The sequence below is a fragment of the Romboutsia sp. Marseille-P6047 genome, from assembly GCF_900604535.1.
In the GTDB taxonomy this organism is placed as follows: Bacteria; Bacillota; Clostridia; order Peptostreptococcales; family Peptostreptococcaceae; genus Romboutsia_E.
In genome coordinates, this window is the sequence record NZ_UWOT01000012.1 from 80,290 (window position 1) to 95,945 (window position 15,656).

General features: G+C 27.1%; 16 protein-coding genes and 1 pseudogene. 6 read left to right on the top strand and 11 right to left on the bottom strand.

Going from position 1 to position 15,656, the window contains the following annotated elements; genetic code table 11:
* Positions 1-83: 83 nt before the first annotated feature.
* Both EIH23_RS16990 and EIH23_RS16775 read right to left on the bottom strand, forming a co-directional pair.
* Positions 84-545, bottom strand: coding sequence for a P-II family nitrogen regulator (locus EIH23_RS16990; protein WP_330566285.1), 462 nt, complete (start codon positions 543-545; stop codon positions 84-86).
* 33 nt (positions 546-578) lie between these two features.
* Positions 579-1,772: pseudogene (locus tag EIH23_RS16775) on the bottom strand (ammonium transporter); the annotation flags it as partial.
* Between the two features lie 266 nt (positions 1,773-2,038).
* On the opposite strand from EIH23_RS16775, the gene EIH23_RS12180 reads away from it, so the two are divergent.
* Entirely contained in the window at positions 2,039-2,734 is a 696-nt protein-coding gene (locus tag EIH23_RS12180; protein WP_442970297.1) for a YczE/YyaS/YitT family protein, read from the top strand.
* A gap of 60 nt (positions 2,735-2,794) precedes the next feature.
* Here the strand turns inward: EIH23_RS12180 and EIH23_RS12185 are convergent, their stop codons facing one another.
* A complete protein-coding gene (locus EIH23_RS12185) occupies positions 2,795-3,148 on the bottom strand; it encodes a hypothetical protein (protein ID WP_122640558.1) in 354 nt (117 codons plus the stop codon).
* 51 nt (positions 3,149-3,199) lie between these two features.
* On the bottom strand, positions 3,200-4,342 hold the full coding sequence (locus tag EIH23_RS12190; protein WP_122640559.1) for a DUF362 domain-containing protein: 1,143 nt from the start codon (positions 4,340-4,342) through the stop codon (positions 3,200-3,202).
* 162 nt (positions 4,343-4,504) lie between these two features.
* Here EIH23_RS12190 and EIH23_RS12195 point away from each other — a divergent pair, with 162 nt between their 5' ends.
* Complete coding sequence (locus EIH23_RS12195; protein ID WP_122640560.1) at positions 4,505-5,026, top strand: cob(I)yrinic acid a,c-diamide adenosyltransferase; 522 nt, start codon at positions 4,505-4,507, stop codon at positions 5,024-5,026.
* 46 nt (positions 5,027-5,072) lie between these two features.
* Here the strand turns inward: EIH23_RS12195 and EIH23_RS12200 are convergent, their stop codons facing one another.
* From EIH23_RS12200 to EIH23_RS12210, 3 genes are all read right to left on the bottom strand, one after another.
* A complete protein-coding gene (locus EIH23_RS12200) occupies positions 5,073-6,236 on the bottom strand; it encodes an amidohydrolase (protein ID WP_122640561.1) in 1,164 nt (387 codons plus the stop codon).
* Positions 6,237-6,330: 94 nt separating this feature from the next.
* Entirely contained in the window at positions 6,331-7,830 is a 1,500-nt protein-coding gene (locus EIH23_RS12205; protein ID WP_122640562.1) for an AbgT family transporter, read from the bottom strand.
* 60 nt (positions 7,831-7,890) lie between these two features.
* Positions 7,891-9,003 (bottom strand): M20/M25/M40 family metallo-hydrolase, encoded by a 1,113-nt coding sequence (locus EIH23_RS12210; protein WP_122640563.1) that lies wholly within the window; start codon positions 9,001-9,003, stop codon positions 7,891-7,893.
* Between the two features lie 177 nt (positions 9,004-9,180).
* Between EIH23_RS12210 and EIH23_RS12215 the strand changes: the two genes are divergently transcribed.
* The 3 genes from EIH23_RS12215 to EIH23_RS12220 all read left to right on the top strand — a co-directional run bounded on the left by EIH23_RS12215 (position 9,181) and on the right by EIH23_RS12220 (position 10,697).
* Entirely contained in the window at positions 9,181-9,807 is a 627-nt protein-coding gene (locus tag EIH23_RS12215; RefSeq protein WP_122640564.1) for a DUF2628 domain-containing protein, read from the top strand.
* A gap of 33 nt (positions 9,808-9,840) precedes the next feature.
* Entirely contained in the window at positions 9,841-10,002 is a 162-nt protein-coding gene (locus EIH23_RS16380; protein ID WP_164489071.1) for a hypothetical protein, read from the top strand.
* 95 nt (positions 10,003-10,097) lie between these two features.
* Positions 10,098-10,697 carry a DUF2284 domain-containing protein gene (locus tag EIH23_RS12220; protein WP_122640565.1) on the top strand — a complete coding sequence of 200 codons (600 nt, stop codon included), beginning with the start codon at positions 10,098-10,100 and terminating at the stop codon, positions 10,695-10,697.
* A gap of 44 nt (positions 10,698-10,741) precedes the next feature.
* On the opposite strand, the gene EIH23_RS12225 is transcribed toward EIH23_RS12220, so the two are convergent.
* Positions 10,742-11,191 carry an MgtC/SapB family protein gene (locus tag EIH23_RS12225; protein ID WP_164489072.1) on the bottom strand — a complete coding sequence of 150 codons (450 nt, stop codon included), beginning with the start codon at positions 11,189-11,191 and terminating at the stop codon, positions 10,742-10,744.
* Positions 11,192-11,307: 116 nt separating this feature from the next.
* Positions 11,308-12,861 carry a hypothetical protein gene (locus EIH23_RS12230; RefSeq protein WP_122640567.1) on the bottom strand — a complete coding sequence of 518 codons (1,554 nt, stop codon included), beginning with the start codon at positions 12,859-12,861 and terminating at the stop codon, positions 11,308-11,310.
* Between the two features lie 145 nt (positions 12,862-13,006).
* On the opposite strand from EIH23_RS12230, the gene EIH23_RS12235 reads away from it, so the two are divergent.
* Positions 13,007-13,429 carry a nucleotide excision repair endonuclease gene (locus EIH23_RS12235; RefSeq protein WP_164489073.1) on the top strand — a complete coding sequence of 141 codons (423 nt, stop codon included), beginning with the start codon at positions 13,007-13,009 and terminating at the stop codon, positions 13,427-13,429.
* An 83-nt stretch (positions 13,430-13,512) separates the two neighbouring features.
* Here EIH23_RS12235 and EIH23_RS12240 read toward each other — a convergent pair whose 3' ends face one another.
* Positions 13,513-14,445, bottom strand: a complete 933-nt coding sequence (locus EIH23_RS12240) for a hypothetical protein (RefSeq protein WP_122640569.1) — start codon at positions 14,443-14,445, stop codon at positions 13,513-13,515.
* A 281-nt stretch (positions 14,446-14,726) separates the two neighbouring features.
* The coding region (locus EIH23_RS12245; protein WP_164489074.1) for an ABC transporter ATP-binding protein at positions 14,727-15,656 on the bottom strand (930 nt) is incomplete at its 5' end.

The following is a 15,656-nucleotide window of genomic DNA, read 5'->3' on the forward strand; positions in this document are numbered from 1 at the left end:
TATTAATTTTCTCCTATGCTTATTTATAATAATACTTTATTAATACCCTAACTTTATATTTTTATAGAATCTAACTATATTATTTACATTTCACATTTTTCATCAGGATATTGGAGAGCATCATAATCCTCTTCTCCTGTACGAACTCTAACTACATGTTCTACATCATAAACAAATATCTTACCATCACCAATTCCTCCTGTATAAAGCACTTTCTTAGCAGTTTCTACAACCTTCTCAACTGGTACTTTAGGAAGTAAATGTATTTCCATCTTAGAGCCACGATAATATTCTGTAGAACCATTTTGTACGCCACATCCTAATACTTGAGTAACAGTCATACCACTTATGCAAATTTTGTTCATAGCAGCTTTTAATTCTTCAAACTTGCTTTGATTTGCAATTATTGTTATATGAGATATTTTATGTGATGACGTTAATTCTTTTTCAACTTTTTCTTTTTGTACTTCTGGTGATAAGGTAGGAATACTTATAGATGGCATATAAATATCTTTAGAATCTTCTATTAAAGAAACTGGTAACATTGAAAAGTCAGAATACGCACTTACAAGACCATGTTCTGGTAAATCTAGACCACTAATTTCTTCACTTTCACTAACACGTAATCCTATAGTATTTTTTAATATGATAAATACTGTACCCATTGTTATTGCAACCCAAGCAAAAACAGCAACTACTCCTAGTAATTGTACTCCAAAGAAACTAAATCCATATCCATAAAATACTCCATCAGTAGTTGAAAACAAACCAGTTAATAAAGTACCACTTAAACCACAAATACAGTGAACACCTATAGCACCGACAGGGTCATCAATTTTTAATTTCTTATCTATAAATTCAATGCCATATACAACTAAAAATCCAGAAATTAATCCTATAAAAAATGCTCCTACATTAGAAACCATATCACAACCTGCTGTTATAGCTACAAGCCCTGCTAATGATCCATTTAATGTCATAGAGACATCTGGTTTTTTATATTTAACCCATGTAATTATCATAACTGTAACAGTAGCTACTGCAGCAGCTAAGTTAGTTGTTGAAAATATATGACCCATTGAAACAATTATTTCATCACCTTCAGCACAAACTGTTGAACAACCATTAAATCCAAACCAACAAAACCATAATATAAATACACCTAATGCACCTAGAGGTATATTATGTCCTGGTATAGCTCTTGATTCTCCATCCTTTGTATATTTGCCTATTCTAGGTCCAAGAATTTTAGCTCCAACTAATGCAGCCACTCCACCTACCATATGAACAGCAGTAGAACCAGCAAAATCATGAAATCCTAATTGAGCTAACCATCCACCACCCCATATCCAGTGGGCTGATACAGGATAAATAATAGCACTAATTATTGCACTATATATACAATATGATATAAATTTAGTACGTTCTGCCATTGCACCTGATACTATTGTTGCAGCAGTTGCACAGAATACACATTGAAATATAAAGAATGCTTCTTTTGGTACACCTAATGGTAATATATCAGTATAACTGCCTTGTGTAAGTAAATCAATTCAACCTATTAGTGAACTACTACCTGCAAATATAATTCCAAAACCTATAAACCAAAATATTGTACTACCTATTGCAAAGTCCATTAAATTTTTCATTATAATATTTCCTGAGTTCTTAGCTCTTGTAAATCCTGTTTCTACCATTGCAAATCCAGCTTGCATAAAGAATACAAGAACTGCACCAAGAAGAACCCATATTGTTGATGTTGCTGAATACATCAAAATCCCCCCTTAAAATAAAATAAGCGTGTGATTCCTCCATTGGAAACACACGCCATTGTGAGTTGTTTTAATTCACTTGTTAATATATATTATTATAAAGTTCTAAATTTATTACATATGGATAAAATTTTTATAAAATAAATATTGATTATAGATTTAATAATTTTTATTTATTAAATCTATAGTTTATTATAAAAAATGGTAATTACCTAATATGAGTGATAAAATAAATATTGATTGATTTATTAAATACAAAATTGGAGATGAGTTTATTGAAAAAGCTTTTAATTTTAATTATAAAATTAATATCTGGTTTCTTTTTATGTGCAATGGGAACTGTAATGGCTATTAAATCTAACTTAGGGTTAAGCCCATGGGATGTATTTCATCAAGGAATCAGTAACATAAGCGGATTTACCATTGGTCAAGTTAGTATTTTTGTGGGTATCATAGTCGTAGCAATTAGTTATTTTCTAGGTTGCAAAATTGGATTTGGAACTATAAGTAATATGATAGTTATAGGATTATTTATTGATTTTATAACATACCTTAACTTCATTCCAAACTGTAATAGTTTATTAAGTGGAATAATTATGATTATAGGAAGTTTATTTATATCGGCAATTGGTGCCTATCTCTATATAGGATGTGCTATGGGGTGTGGTCCTAGAGATGGTCTTATGGTTACTCTTATGCAAATTACTAACAAACCTATCAAGATTATAAGAGGAATTCTCGAAGTTACAGTTTTAATGCTAGGATGGATATTAGGTGGACTCGTTGGAATTGGTACACTTATAACTGCTTTTGGTATAGGATATTGTCTTCAACTAACTTTTAAACTACTTAAGTTTGATGTTAGTTCCATCCATCAAAAAAATCTTAGAGATGGCTTTATATTTGTAAAAGAATGCTTAATCAATGAAGATGACAAACCTATTATGGAAGCTAAAAACTAAAAAAGTAGAATATATAAGTTGTCATTTTAACTTATATATTCTACTTTTTTAGTTTTTAAATTATAATAATTTTAAATCTAAATTTTCTTTGTTATATTCTATTTGATTATTTAAATCCAATTCATTAAGAATAACTTCTAAACTATTTTTATTTAAAAATATGTTTCCATTTACATCAATCAGCTTCATATCTATATCTTTATACTTATCTTTAATTTCATTTGTAAATTTATCATCTTTTAAAATATTATAATTCTTATCTAAATACACCTTAAATAACCATGGCATAGCATTTTCGCTAAGTGATGTTACGAATCTATCAAATAATAAATACTTTTCATTTTCTTCTTCAATTATCATAAATTTTGGGCTTTCATTTATTATTTTGTCTACAAAATCTTTATACTTACTCATGTCAACTCTCCTACTTAAAATACTTATAATTCTATTATACACAAATATAGTTTATCTTAAAAATTTAAATATAAATGGTCTTTTTAAATCTACAGCTTTTCTAGGACATAACTCGTGACAGCAAAAACACCTTATACAATGATCTAAGTCTATCACTGGACCATTTTCTTTCATAGAAATTACTTTAGGTGGACATACTCTACTACATTCGCCACATTTAATACAATCCTTAAAATTAATAACAGGTTTTCCTGATAATTTTTTATTAACAAAAAGCTCTATTTTCTTAGGTACAATACCTCTTAAAAAACTTATACTCCTGTTTGACGGTATTTTAAAATCTTTAATTATTTTATTCTCAATTTCTTCACCAATAACATGTATATCAGAAAAATCTTCATTAATAAATTTTCTTTCTATACATCTTTGAACTGTCGGAACTCTACCTGGCTCTAAGTTTATAAGTTTACAAGCTATTACATCTATAGCATAAGGGTTAGATGATGCAAGTAGAACTCCTATTTTTCTAGGAGTACCTGACGTTGGACCTTCTCCTTCCATACCTATAATCCCATCCATTATAGTAATAGTTGGTGATACAAATAAACATATATCTATCAAAGCATCTGTGAAATCTCTAACCTCAGGCATTTTAAAATGATATTCAGCTTTTAGTACACCTGGTATTACTCCAAATAAATTTTTAACTCCACCTGTAAAGGTTGCCATAGCATGGGTTTTTAATTTACATAAATTTATAACATAATCTACATCTACTATTGGTTTTATTACTGTCATATACTTTAATACTATACCACTTGGATTTTCTACCTTTAATTCTGAGGTATCATAATTCAATTGTATATTAAGCTCATTACAAACCTCTTCTATACCACAGGTTTTATATATTCCTTTTAGTGATGATTTTGTATAAGGTCCTCCTGGGCTATCTCCAACTATTACCTTACACCCTAACTCTAAAAGCTTATTTGCTATTGCTTTTAAAACTATCGGATGAGTTGTTGCCACTTCCTCTGGCTTTTTCTTTATAACTAAGTTTAATTTTATAAATACAGTGCTGCCATATTTTATATATTTATCAAGTCCCCCTAAATCATTTACTAACTTATCAATTTGTAACTTTACTTCTTCATAATCATAACTATTACAACTTCTAAGCGATACTTCTTTCATATAAAATCTCCTTTTAATTCAATATCCACTACAATATTATAACATTTTTTATAATTCATATTATTTAATTTCATTATAATTGGGTATTTAAATATGTATTGAATATATAACGTAATATAGTAAAAACTATAAAAAATATATAACTTATAAGGAGATTAAACTTTGAAAATTTATACTAAAACAGGAGATAAAGGTCAGACATCACTATATGATGGAACTAGAGTTGATAAGGATGATATAAGAGTTGAATCTTACGGAACTCTTGATGAACTAAATTCATATATAGGTCTTTGTACAATTCATGCTGATAAAGAAGATAAAAAAATATTAAGAAAGATACAATTAAAGCTTTTTTCAGTTTCGGGAGAGCTTGCTACTAAAAAAGAAGGAAATTATAAAAATACTGTAAATGAAGATGACATAAAATATTTAGAAAATATAATCGATAATTATATTGATAAAATTGATAAAATAGATGCTTTTATAGTTCCTGGTTCTAGTGTATTATCTGCAAATTTACACGTTGCTAGAACTATATGCAGAAGAGTTGAAAGAAGAATACTTACACTTAGTAAAGTTGATAGTATTAATCCTCTTTTACTAAAGTATATAAATAGACTGTCTGATGTTCTTTATGCAATTGCTAGATATAACGAAAAAGAATTAATTTATGTAAAGTTCTAATAAAAAAGGTGTGTAACTTATATTTTATTTAGTTACACACCTTTTTTTATTTATCAAATTTTGAGTAAACTATCTTACCGTCTATTATAGTATATAAAGTTTCTGTAAATGTTTCCATAGGATTACCTGTAAATATTGCTATATCTGCATCCTTTCCAACTTCAATACTACCTACTCTATCATCTACATTACATATTTTAGCTGGATTTATTGTTATTGCTTTTAACCCTTCTTCTAAATCAAGTCCTGCTTTAACAGCAAGTCCTGCACTTAATGCAAGATACTCTATAGGTACTACTGGATGATCTGTCATTATAGCAACCCTACATCCAGCTTTATGAAGTATTCCTGCAGTTGCAAAAGTTTTATTTTGAACTTCTGGTTTAGTTATACTTCCAAAGCTAGGTCCTAAAATTGTATCAAAACCACTATTTTTAACTGACTGTGATATTAAATGACCTTCTGTACAATGGTCTAGTGTCATATCTAAATCAAATTCTTTAGATATTCTAATTGCAGTTAATATGTCATCAGCTCTATGTGCATGAGCTTTTAGTGGTATTCTTTTTTCTAAAACATCTATCCATGGCTCCTTTTTAAAATCTAAATCAAATTCTTCATTATTTTTTAAAGCTTTATCTTTTTTAATTTTATATTTTTTAGCTTCAAATAAAGTTTCTCTTAATATAGCTGATGTACCCATTCTTGTTGATGGTGATGTAAATCTCTGAGGATATACATTTTTCGTATTTTCACCAAAAGCCACTTTCATAGCTGCTGGATTTTTCACTATCATATCATCTAATGACTTTCCTTTAGTTTTCATAAATACAGATTGTCCACCACATACATTTGCACTTCCTGGACCTGTCATAAGTGATGTTACTCCACCTTTTATAGCACTATCAAATCCTTTATCTAATATATTTATACTATCTATTCCCCTTAAATAAGGAGTTACTGAATTTATACGCTCATTTACATCATCTCCTTCCCAACCTACTCCTCCTAGAGATAGACCTACATGGCAATGTGCATCTATAAGGCCTGGCATAACCCATGATCCATTTACATCTATTATTTTCATTTCATCAGTTTCTTTTATATCTTTTGATACTCCTATAATTTTACCTTCATTTATTAAAACACATCCATTTTCAATAGTATTTCCTGCCATAGTTAAGATTTTTCCATTTTTAATTAATATCATAACTCAATTCCACCTTTTAATATTTTTTAATTTAAAGGCATGAATTATCTTAATTCATGCCTTCTTTCCTTTAATTTATATTTTAATCTCTATATTATAAGCTATAAGAAGGATATATTCCTGGACCTAATGGTAAATTAAATACCATAAATACTATTAGTAACATAGTCCATACTACTAAGAATGCGACTGAGAATGGAATCATATTTGCTATTATAGTTCCTATTCCAGCTTCCTCATCATACTTTTTAGTAAATGCTAATATAATAGGTAAATATGGGAACAATGGACTTAGTGGATTTGTTATACAATCTCCTATACGATAGGCCATTTGAGTAAGTGCTGGATTATATCCTACTATCATAAACATAGGTACAAAAATCGGTGCAAGTATTGCCCATTTAGCTGATGCACTACCTATAAATAAATTTATAAAACAAGAAAGTAATATAAACCCTATTAATAATAAAGGACCTTGTATTCCTGCATTTTTCAAGAAGTCTCCACCTTTAACTGCTAATATCAAACCTAAGTTACTATTAGTGAATAATTGTAAAAATTGAGATGCTGCAAAAGCAAGTATTATATATCCTCCCATATCTCTCATAGAGTCTGCCATTAATCCTACAACATCTTTATCTCTTTTTATTTTTCCTATGGCTTTACCATATACAACACCAGGTATAAAAAACGCTAAAGCTATTATTGGTACCATTCCTTGCATTAAAGGAGCATTCTTTGATAGTAAGTCTCCAGTTTCTGGATCTGCTAAGAATGGTCTTTCACCAATTGTACTTAATGCAACTATTATCGCTATGTATATAAGTATTGCTACTCCTGCATATTTAAGGCCTTTTTTCTCTCCTTTTGTAAGGCTTCCATCAACATCTATTTGAGCATTGCCTTCATATTTTCCAAACCTAGGAGCTATTATTTTTTCAGTTACCCAAGTAGCTAGTGCTATTAATACAAATGTTGAAACTATCATAAATATTAAGTTCATCGTTGCATTTGCGTCAAAATTTGCATCAATCATTTGAGCTGCTGGAACTGTAAAGCTCGCTGCAAGTATGTCATTTACACTTATCATTATATTAGCTGCAAACCCTAAACAAACAGCCGCATATCCTGAAAATAATCCTATAAGTGGATGTCTGCCTATACCTAGGTAAACTAATGCTGCAAGAGGTGGGAATAGTATAGTTCCTGCATCTGATGCTAAGTTAGCCAACATACCTATAGTCATTACCACTAATGTCACTCTTGATTTTGGTATTTTACTAACAGAAGCTTTTATAGTTGAAGTCATAAGCCCTGTTTTATCACAAACACCAGCTCCTATCATAGTAACAAGTACAAGTCCTAATGGTGCAAATCCTTGAAAATTACTAACTATACTTCCTAGTAAAATTTGAATTTGTTCTACAGTCATTAGATTTACTGCTGTTATAGTTTCTCCTGTTCCAGGATGCTCAACTGATACTCCTTTAGATGCTATAATTGCAGATAATACCATTATGACTACACATAAACCTAAAAATATTGTAACCGGATCTGGTAATTTATTCCCAACTCTTTCTATGGTGTCTAGCATTCTATCAAAAAACTTTTTTTCTCTATTCTTGTATTTTCCATAATACCTCTCCCTTTATATTTAAATCTCTAATGTCATCATATTTATTACAGCTTTTGTTGTAATATATAATTCATCTAAATTTAAGTATTCATTTAATGCATGTGGATTATATACTCCCATACTTATAATTGCACAATCATATCCTTTTCCAGCTAATATATTAGCGTCACTTCCACCTCCTATAATCATAGGATTTGGTGTTATTCCTGCTAATTGCATACTCTTTTCTGTTAGTTTATAAATATAGCTGTCCTTTGAAAGTTCAAAAGATGGATATGAGTTTTCATGTTTAAACTCATATGTAGTATTAAACTTTTTAGCAGCTTCTTCACAACAAATTTTCATATTTTCTATTTCCTTTTTTAACTTTTCCATTGAGTGAGATCTTATCTCAATATTAAAACTTACACTATCAGTTACTATATTTGTGGATCCTCCACCTTTTATTTCTCCTATATTAGATGTTGTTTCGCTGTCTATTCTTCCTATGTTCATATTTGATATAGCATGACTTGCAACTACAATTGCATTTATTCCTTTTTCAGGTTCTATACCTGCATGCGCCTTTTTACCATAAAAAGTTATATCTATATGCTCTTTAGATGGAGCTTTATATGCAATTGCACCAGGCTCTCCAACAGAATCTATTATCACTATATTTTTTACAGGCAAATCATCAATATCTAAATATTTACATCCAAACATGCCTACTTCTTCACATACACTAAACATTAAATATATGTCCCTATGAGGCGTATTTGTTTCTTTTATATGCTCTATTGCTTCTAATACTGCTGCTATTCCAGCTTTATCATCTCCACCTAATGTCGTGCTTCCATCTGATTTTATGATATTTCCACACTCTATAGGCTTTACTCCCAAACAAGGACTAACTTGGTCCATATGAGCCTGAAAACAAACTGGCTCTAAGTCTAAACCACCTTTTATATAAGCAATTACATTTCCACTATTTCCACCAAATTTTTCTCCTACTTTATCAATCTTAGCTTTAATACCTCTTTCATCTAAATATGATACTAGCCATTTTACCATTTCGTATTCATTTTTAGATGGACTATCTACTTTTACCATATTAATGAATATATTTTTTAATCTTTCTTTTGAAATCATGTCTTCCCCTCCTTAAAAAGTCATTTTTCCACATTATTATTAATATTCTGATTTTTTTATAAAAATCCTTCTTTTTTATAAATATTTTTAAAATACTTATTTAACCTTTAAGGTAATAAATATACTATTATTAAAATATTATTTATTGATACTACTTATAATATTAAGGGGGTAGTCATGAATAATAATGAGGTTATAAAATGTTTAAATTGTAATTGTGAAAACTCTATAAACTCAAAATTTTGCTCTAATTGTGGTCATGAACTAAAATCAGAAGAAGAAAAAGTTATACTAAAACCTCAAGTAAATCAAACTTATACTTCAAGAGAGTCTAGCTCTACAGCAGATAAATATGTTTATAATTTCGTTCAAGAGAATATTCCATACTATAAAGAAAAATTCACTATAATGAAGAAAACAAACAATAATATAAGTTGGAACTGGTCATCATTTTTCCTTGGAGCATACTGGGCTCTATATAGAAAAATGTATGCCATTGCTGTAGCAATATTCTGCGCTGTCTTTATATTATCATTTGTTCCTTTTCTAGGAGCAATATCATGGTTAGGTTACCACATACTTATGGGTATGTATGGTAATTACATTTATTTAACCTTTATTAATAAAAAGTTAGAGGAAGTTAATTATTTAAGTAGTGAAGAAAGAAGCTCTGCTATATCAAGAAAAGGTGGTGTAAATATTTTAATACCTATTTTAGTTATAGCTATACCTATTATCATATGCCTTATCTTATTATCTATCTTTGGTAGTATTTTAGGCAGTATGATGTACTATTATTTCTAATATATATCTATAAAATTTTAGAAGGTTATTTATATGAAAAAAAATAAAGGTAAAAGCTTAGATGAATGCATTGCTGAGTTAGAAGATTACTATGAGGCTGCTGGCATGCAAAATGAATTTGAAAATGATATAGATGGTAAATCTAATTCAGAAATTCTAAATTTATACAATAGCATATTTAATTCAAATCAATAATAAGTAAGGTCTAATTTCGATATATTACATCAAATTAGACCTTACTTATTATTGATATTTTTATTAACATTTTAAAGATAGAAAGGATTTAAATTATGATAAACATAGACTTTAAAAAAGACAATAAGAGCTATAACTTAAGAGGAGTTATAGTAAAAAATAATAATCTGATTTCTTATATGAACTATGAATATTTCTCTAGCCTATGTAAAAAAAGTTGTCCAAATTATAATAATAATTGGTGTTGTCCTCCTAACTCACCTAAGTTTTCTGATTATGCTAATAACTTTAAATATTCATTAGTATTAGAGCTAAAGTATAATTTAAACGAAGATTCAATTTCTGAAATTCATCCTAAACTTCGTAATTTACTTGCTCCGTTACTTATTAATCTAGAAAATGAATTTAATGGTTTATATACAGATAGCGGAAATTGTAAACTTTGTAAAACTTGCTCTTGCTCAAAAGATAAACCTTGCTCAAATCCAAGTTTAATAAGGTATAGCATGGAATCTATGGGTATAGATTTAGATAAACTAAGCGATAATTACTTTAATACTCATTTATTATGGAATAATAATTCTGATGAAGCTGAATATTGTATAGCAATTGCTTCATTATTATATAATGATGAACTAACTGAAAATGACTTTTTATCAAAGGAAAAAGGTATTCTAAAATATATAAATCTTTAGATTGAAATTCTATAATCAATAAAATAAAAAGAAGATTTAAGGAATTAATTCCTTAAATCTTCTTTTTTACTACGCATCTTCTTTCTTGCTTTAGATAGTAATATATTTAATTCTACTATTGCAGTTGCTGTAATAGCTAATCCATAATGTCCTAAACCAATAGCTATTCCCACACCTGTAAGAGCAAAAAGTGTAACAGAAGTAGTTAAACCTTTAAGTACTACATCATTATTTTCTTCTTCCGTTGGCTTCATAAATATAACTGATCCACATAAAAAACCTACTGCTGTAATTATATTAGCAATTAATCTTGATGGATCTGCACCGCTTAAACCATATTTAGAAATTATAGTTAAAAGTGTTGAACCTATTACCAATATAGATACTGTTCCAACACCTATTTGACTATGTTTTCTACTACTTCTTTCAAGTCCAACAATATATCCAATAGCTGAAGCTAGAAGTAATTTAGGTAGATAATCAATTAATTTCATAGAATCCATCTCCTTATTATGTATACATATATATTAATTATTATATTATAAATCTTAAGATTATATATTAATAAAATAAAATTAAAACTATATTCTTTTATACTTCATTAACTCTCTTATTCTATAAGTTTAAGATATACTAAATCTACTATCTCATCTTCATTATAATAAGGTTCTGTACCATTAAAGTACTGATTCTTTTGCATTCTTACTACAAATGTACCTTTACTTGATTTATAAACTATACACTCAATTCCATATCCTTTGTTAGTCAATACTCTTTCCTCTACTGCATCGGATGGAATTACTAATCCAATTAAATACATTGCAGTTTCTTTTTTTAGAGTTATATTATTTACTAAGTTGTCATAGCTATATGGATATAAAATTCTACCATACTTTTTATTATCAATAATTTGACTATTAATCATTCCATCATAATGTTCAAAAGTATTAAATGTCGATTCTACATAATACTCATCAGGTTCTAAAACAACATATTCTAGACTATCTTTATCTGTATTTTGATATAAGTCTAAAATTTCTTGTCCATTTAAAGTTACATGTGAGTCGTACTCACTGCAGTTTATATCAGGATACCCATCTTCGTAAGTACCCTCATATACATATTTAGATTCTTCTTCAGAGTAATTATTATTATAACTGTCACTGTTAAAATAGTGGCTACCTAGATTCCATGTGAGTACTGCTATAAGTACAAATAGTGTAAAATATCCACCCATAAGATTTCCTGTAGGAGCATTTATGACATTGTTTATCATGATACATCTTTTGCTGAAAACTCCATACACAACTTCAACTTTATCCATCTCAGATATACTAAATACATCGTTTATGTTAAATTTTTTTTCTAATTTATTTTCATAATCTGTTACAACAATCTTATATGTAATACTATTTTTTCTTCTATTCTCTGTTATAGATGTACATACTCCAGAAATAGAAGTATATCCATTAAATAAGTTTTCTATAATTGATGCTATATTAACTAATAATATATATATCATAAAAATTCTTATTACTATAGATTTTGGAATCATTAATATTGTCGCTATGATAACTGTTGGTATATACTCTAATATATGTCTATATCTATATTTTTTATCTATATTGGCAAATCCATTAAATCTTTGTTTTTTTCTCCATTTATTAGTATCATCATAGATTTCTTCATTATTTATTTCTTTATACCATTGAAGTTGCCTATTATACATATACGATTGTAAATATCCTTTTTTACTGTAATGAATTAATATACTAGATATTATTAAATATATACTTATACAACTAATATCTATATCTTTAGAAGATTGACTAAAGTATATTCCTAAAATTAAACTTACCAATACTAGTCCTTTATATAAAATCAACTTTTTACTTATTTTATCCTCTATTTGATCATCTTTGTATATTGTAATTTCATTCATATTTGATTTTGCAATAAAATAGTTCATAGAGAAAAACATAAGAAAAAATACAATACTACGTTTACCTATGGTAGATTCAAAGTTTATTTTATCAAATATATTTTGAATTAAATTATCTTCATTCATTAACCGTAGCTGTGCATATTTATCTAATAAAACTATAAGAAGTGATACATATGCAACGCCTAATAATCCTAAAGATGAACGGAATTTTTCTCTCATAACTTCCCCCTACTTTCAATTTATATTATAATTATACACTATATTTATACAAAAGTTAGACTATGAATTATCTATAATTATTATTATGAATAAAATACCATATATTGAAGAGAATAAATATAAATACTATATAGGAGTATTAATTATGGCATATGTATATAGATTTTTAGACTATAGAACTAATGATATTATTTATATAGGAAAAACTAAAAGATCTCTTGAGACTAGAATGTATGAACACTTTAGCAAGGGTGGTCATCTTCCTAATAAATGCTATAACTCAGTTGGTAGAATAGAGTATATTGTTTGTAAAACTGAAGCTGATGCGATTTTAATTGAAAACTATTTCATTAATAAGTACAAACCAGTATACAATATAGAGTATAAAGTAGAGAGCCCTTTGACTTTAAATATTAATATTAAAGATAGTTGGAAATTGTTTAAAATTATAAAAAAAGGTTTTACTTTTACTCCTCCTAGTCTTCCTAAACTTACTGACTTCTTATTTTGGGGATTTCTAGCATATTTCTTTTTAATAGGAATAGCTTGGTACGTAATAGAATTCTAACCTTATCAGTATAAGTTATATTCAAAATAAAAAATACCTAAAGTTTAATTGTTATCCTTTAGGTATTTTTTATTTTATACTATTTATATTGTATCTATAAATTCATCATATTCTTCTCTTTTTGCACTAATAACATCACTTATTCTAGTCTTATTTTCCTTTAATACACCTATAATTCTATTTACCCTTCTTTCTAAATTACATACATCATCATAAGATTTATTAATCTGAGAATTAACAGATATATCAGAAAATATATTATCAAAAAATATATCTAAAGTCCTACTTGTAGTAGAAAAATTCAAACTACTTATCCTTACATCCTCTAATTCTTTATTAAACCTTTCTAATAAATTCGATATTATTGAAAAATGTCTTTGCGCTTCATCAACTTTACTATGTTTTGCAAGAGATGATATTAAGTCTCCACCAAATAAGTCAAGATTACTCCAAGTTTTTGCAGACTCTAATAGTTTCTTTGTTTCTTTTATTTCTCCCATTAAACAATTTCCAACTGAAATTGATTCTTCTAACTCTTTAATTTCCATTAAATATTCATCAATATATTTTTCCATGTCTAAAATTTTTTTCTTATCATTTTCATCTCCATATGTATTAATTAAATCTATTTTCTCTCTTAGTAATTTAGAGTACTCAATTTCACATGTTTTTAAGTAATTTAATCTCTCTTCCATATCACTTATATTCTTCTTTAATAATATAACTTTTGAATTGCATTTATCATACTCAATTTTAGCTGTAATATATTCTTTTTCTTCTTTTTCTATTTTCATTTCTTTATTATTCATTATTGTAGATACAATACTTGATAGAGATAATTTTTTTAATTTTTCTACATCATTTAACTCTTTTTTAAGCTTATATTCTAAATCAGATAAATCCGACTCACTCTTATAAAGATCTGTTTTTAATTCATTAAGCTTCTTTTCTAATACTTGCTTTTTTGCTACTTCATTTTTTATTTCTCTTATTCTATTATTAATATCTTTTAACATAAATTGTCCCCTTTTATTATAAAATACGTCTATTTCTAATTTATACAAGCTAAAATTTCCTCTTCATTTTTGATATAATATAATCTGAATATTAGATGAAATTTTATACACTTAATAAATTTTTATTTAAATTAATTTTAACATCTTATTCTTTAAATTTAAAGTTATTAATATTTATATATAACTCACTAAAAAATTTTTATATAAATAAAATAATTCATATAAATTTATTATAAAAAAGAAGATCCATTTTTACTTTAAAATATGGTTCTTCTTTTTTACTAAATATATTCATTTTGTAAATAATATAAGTTATAAAAATATCCTTTATTATTAATCAGTTCTTCAAATTGACCTTTTTCTATAACATTTCCTTCTTTCATAACAATTATCTCATCATATTTAACTAATATACTTTTTATAAGCTTATGAGTCACAACTATTAATGTAAGATCTTCTATTGATAATAAAGAATTTTCTAAATTATAAGCAGTTTCATTATCAAGTGCAGAAGTTGACTCATCTAAAATTAAAATCTTAGTATTATTTATTAAAGAACGAGCTATAGCAATTCTTTGTTTTTCTCCTCCAGATAACTTATTTCCATTTTCTCCAACTAATGAGTTAATTCCATTTGGAAGAGACTTTATTAAATTAGATAATCCTGACCTTTTACAGATTTCTAAAACATCTTCATCACTATAGTTAGCAAATAATTTTATATTTTCTTTTATAGTATCATCAAACATAAATACATTTTGCTGAATCATAGACATATTTTTATATAAGTCATTACTAAATATATTTTGAATATTTTTATTATCCAATAATATATCACCTTCATAATTTTTATAATATCTCATAATAAGTTTTATAAGTGTACTTTTACCGCAACCACTTTCTCCAACTATTGCATACTTTTTGTTTTTATCAAAACTTAAATTTATATTATTTAAAGTTTTTCTATCATCAGTATAAGAAAAATTTAAATTATCTACTTTTATACTACTTTCAAATAAAGGCAGTTCTATATGCTCAATATCTTCATTTGTAGTGTTAATAATATCATCAATCTTATCAGAAATAAGAGATACTGATTTTATTTGATTTATTAAAGATATACTTACTTTAACAGGTCCTACTATATGAGTGCTTAATTGAATAATTATTATAGCTATACCTACAGATATTTGATTTTTATACATTAAGTA

Coding starts and splice junctions, on each gene's coding strand:
- EIH23_RS12185 (WP_122640558.1), bottom strand. CDS start 3,148: ATGAGTAAGTATAAAGATTTTGTAGACAAAATAATAAATGAAAGCCCA.
- EIH23_RS12200 (WP_122640561.1), bottom strand. CDS start 6,236: ATGATATTAATTAAAAATGGAAAAATCTTAACTATGGCAGGAAATACT.
- EIH23_RS12230 (WP_122640567.1), bottom strand. CDS start 12,861: ATGAGAGAAAAATTCCGTTCATCTTTAGGATTATTAGGCGTTGCATAT.
- EIH23_RS12190 (WP_122640559.1), bottom strand. CDS start 4,342: ATGAAAGAAGTATCGCTTAGAAGTTGTAATAGTTATGATTATGAAGAA.
- EIH23_RS12240 (WP_122640569.1), bottom strand. CDS start 14,445: ATGTTAAAAGATATTAATAATAGAATAAGAGAAATAAAAAATGAAGTA.
- EIH23_RS12215 (WP_122640564.1), top strand. CDS start 9,181: ATGAATAATAATGAGGTTATAAAATGTTTAAATTGTAATTGTGAAAAC.
- EIH23_RS16990 (WP_330566285.1), bottom strand. CDS start 545: ATGTTACCAGTTTCTTTAATAGAAGATTCTAAAGATATTTATATGCCA.
- EIH23_RS12225 (WP_164489072.1), bottom strand. CDS start 11,191: ATGAAATTAATTGATTATCTACCTAAATTACTTCTAGCTTCAGCTATT.
- EIH23_RS12180 (WP_442970297.1), top strand. CDS start 2,039: ATGAGTTTATTGAAAAAGCTTTTAATTTTAATTATAAAATTAATATCT.
- EIH23_RS12220 (WP_122640565.1), top strand. CDS start 10,098: ATGATAAACATAGACTTTAAAAAAGACAATAAGAGCTATAACTTAAGA.
- EIH23_RS12205 (WP_122640562.1), bottom strand. CDS start 7,830: ATGCTAGACACCATAGAAAGAGTTGGGAATAAATTACCAGATCCGGTT.
- EIH23_RS12210 (WP_122640563.1), bottom strand. CDS start 9,003: ATGATTTCAAAAGAAAGATTAAAAAATATATTCATTAATATGGTAAAA.
- EIH23_RS12235 (WP_164489073.1), top strand. CDS start 13,007: ATGGCATATGTATATAGATTTTTAGACTATAGAACTAATGATATTATT.
- EIH23_RS16380 (WP_164489071.1), top strand. CDS start 9,841: ATGAAAAAAAATAAAGGTAAAAGCTTAGATGAATGCATTGCTGAGTTA.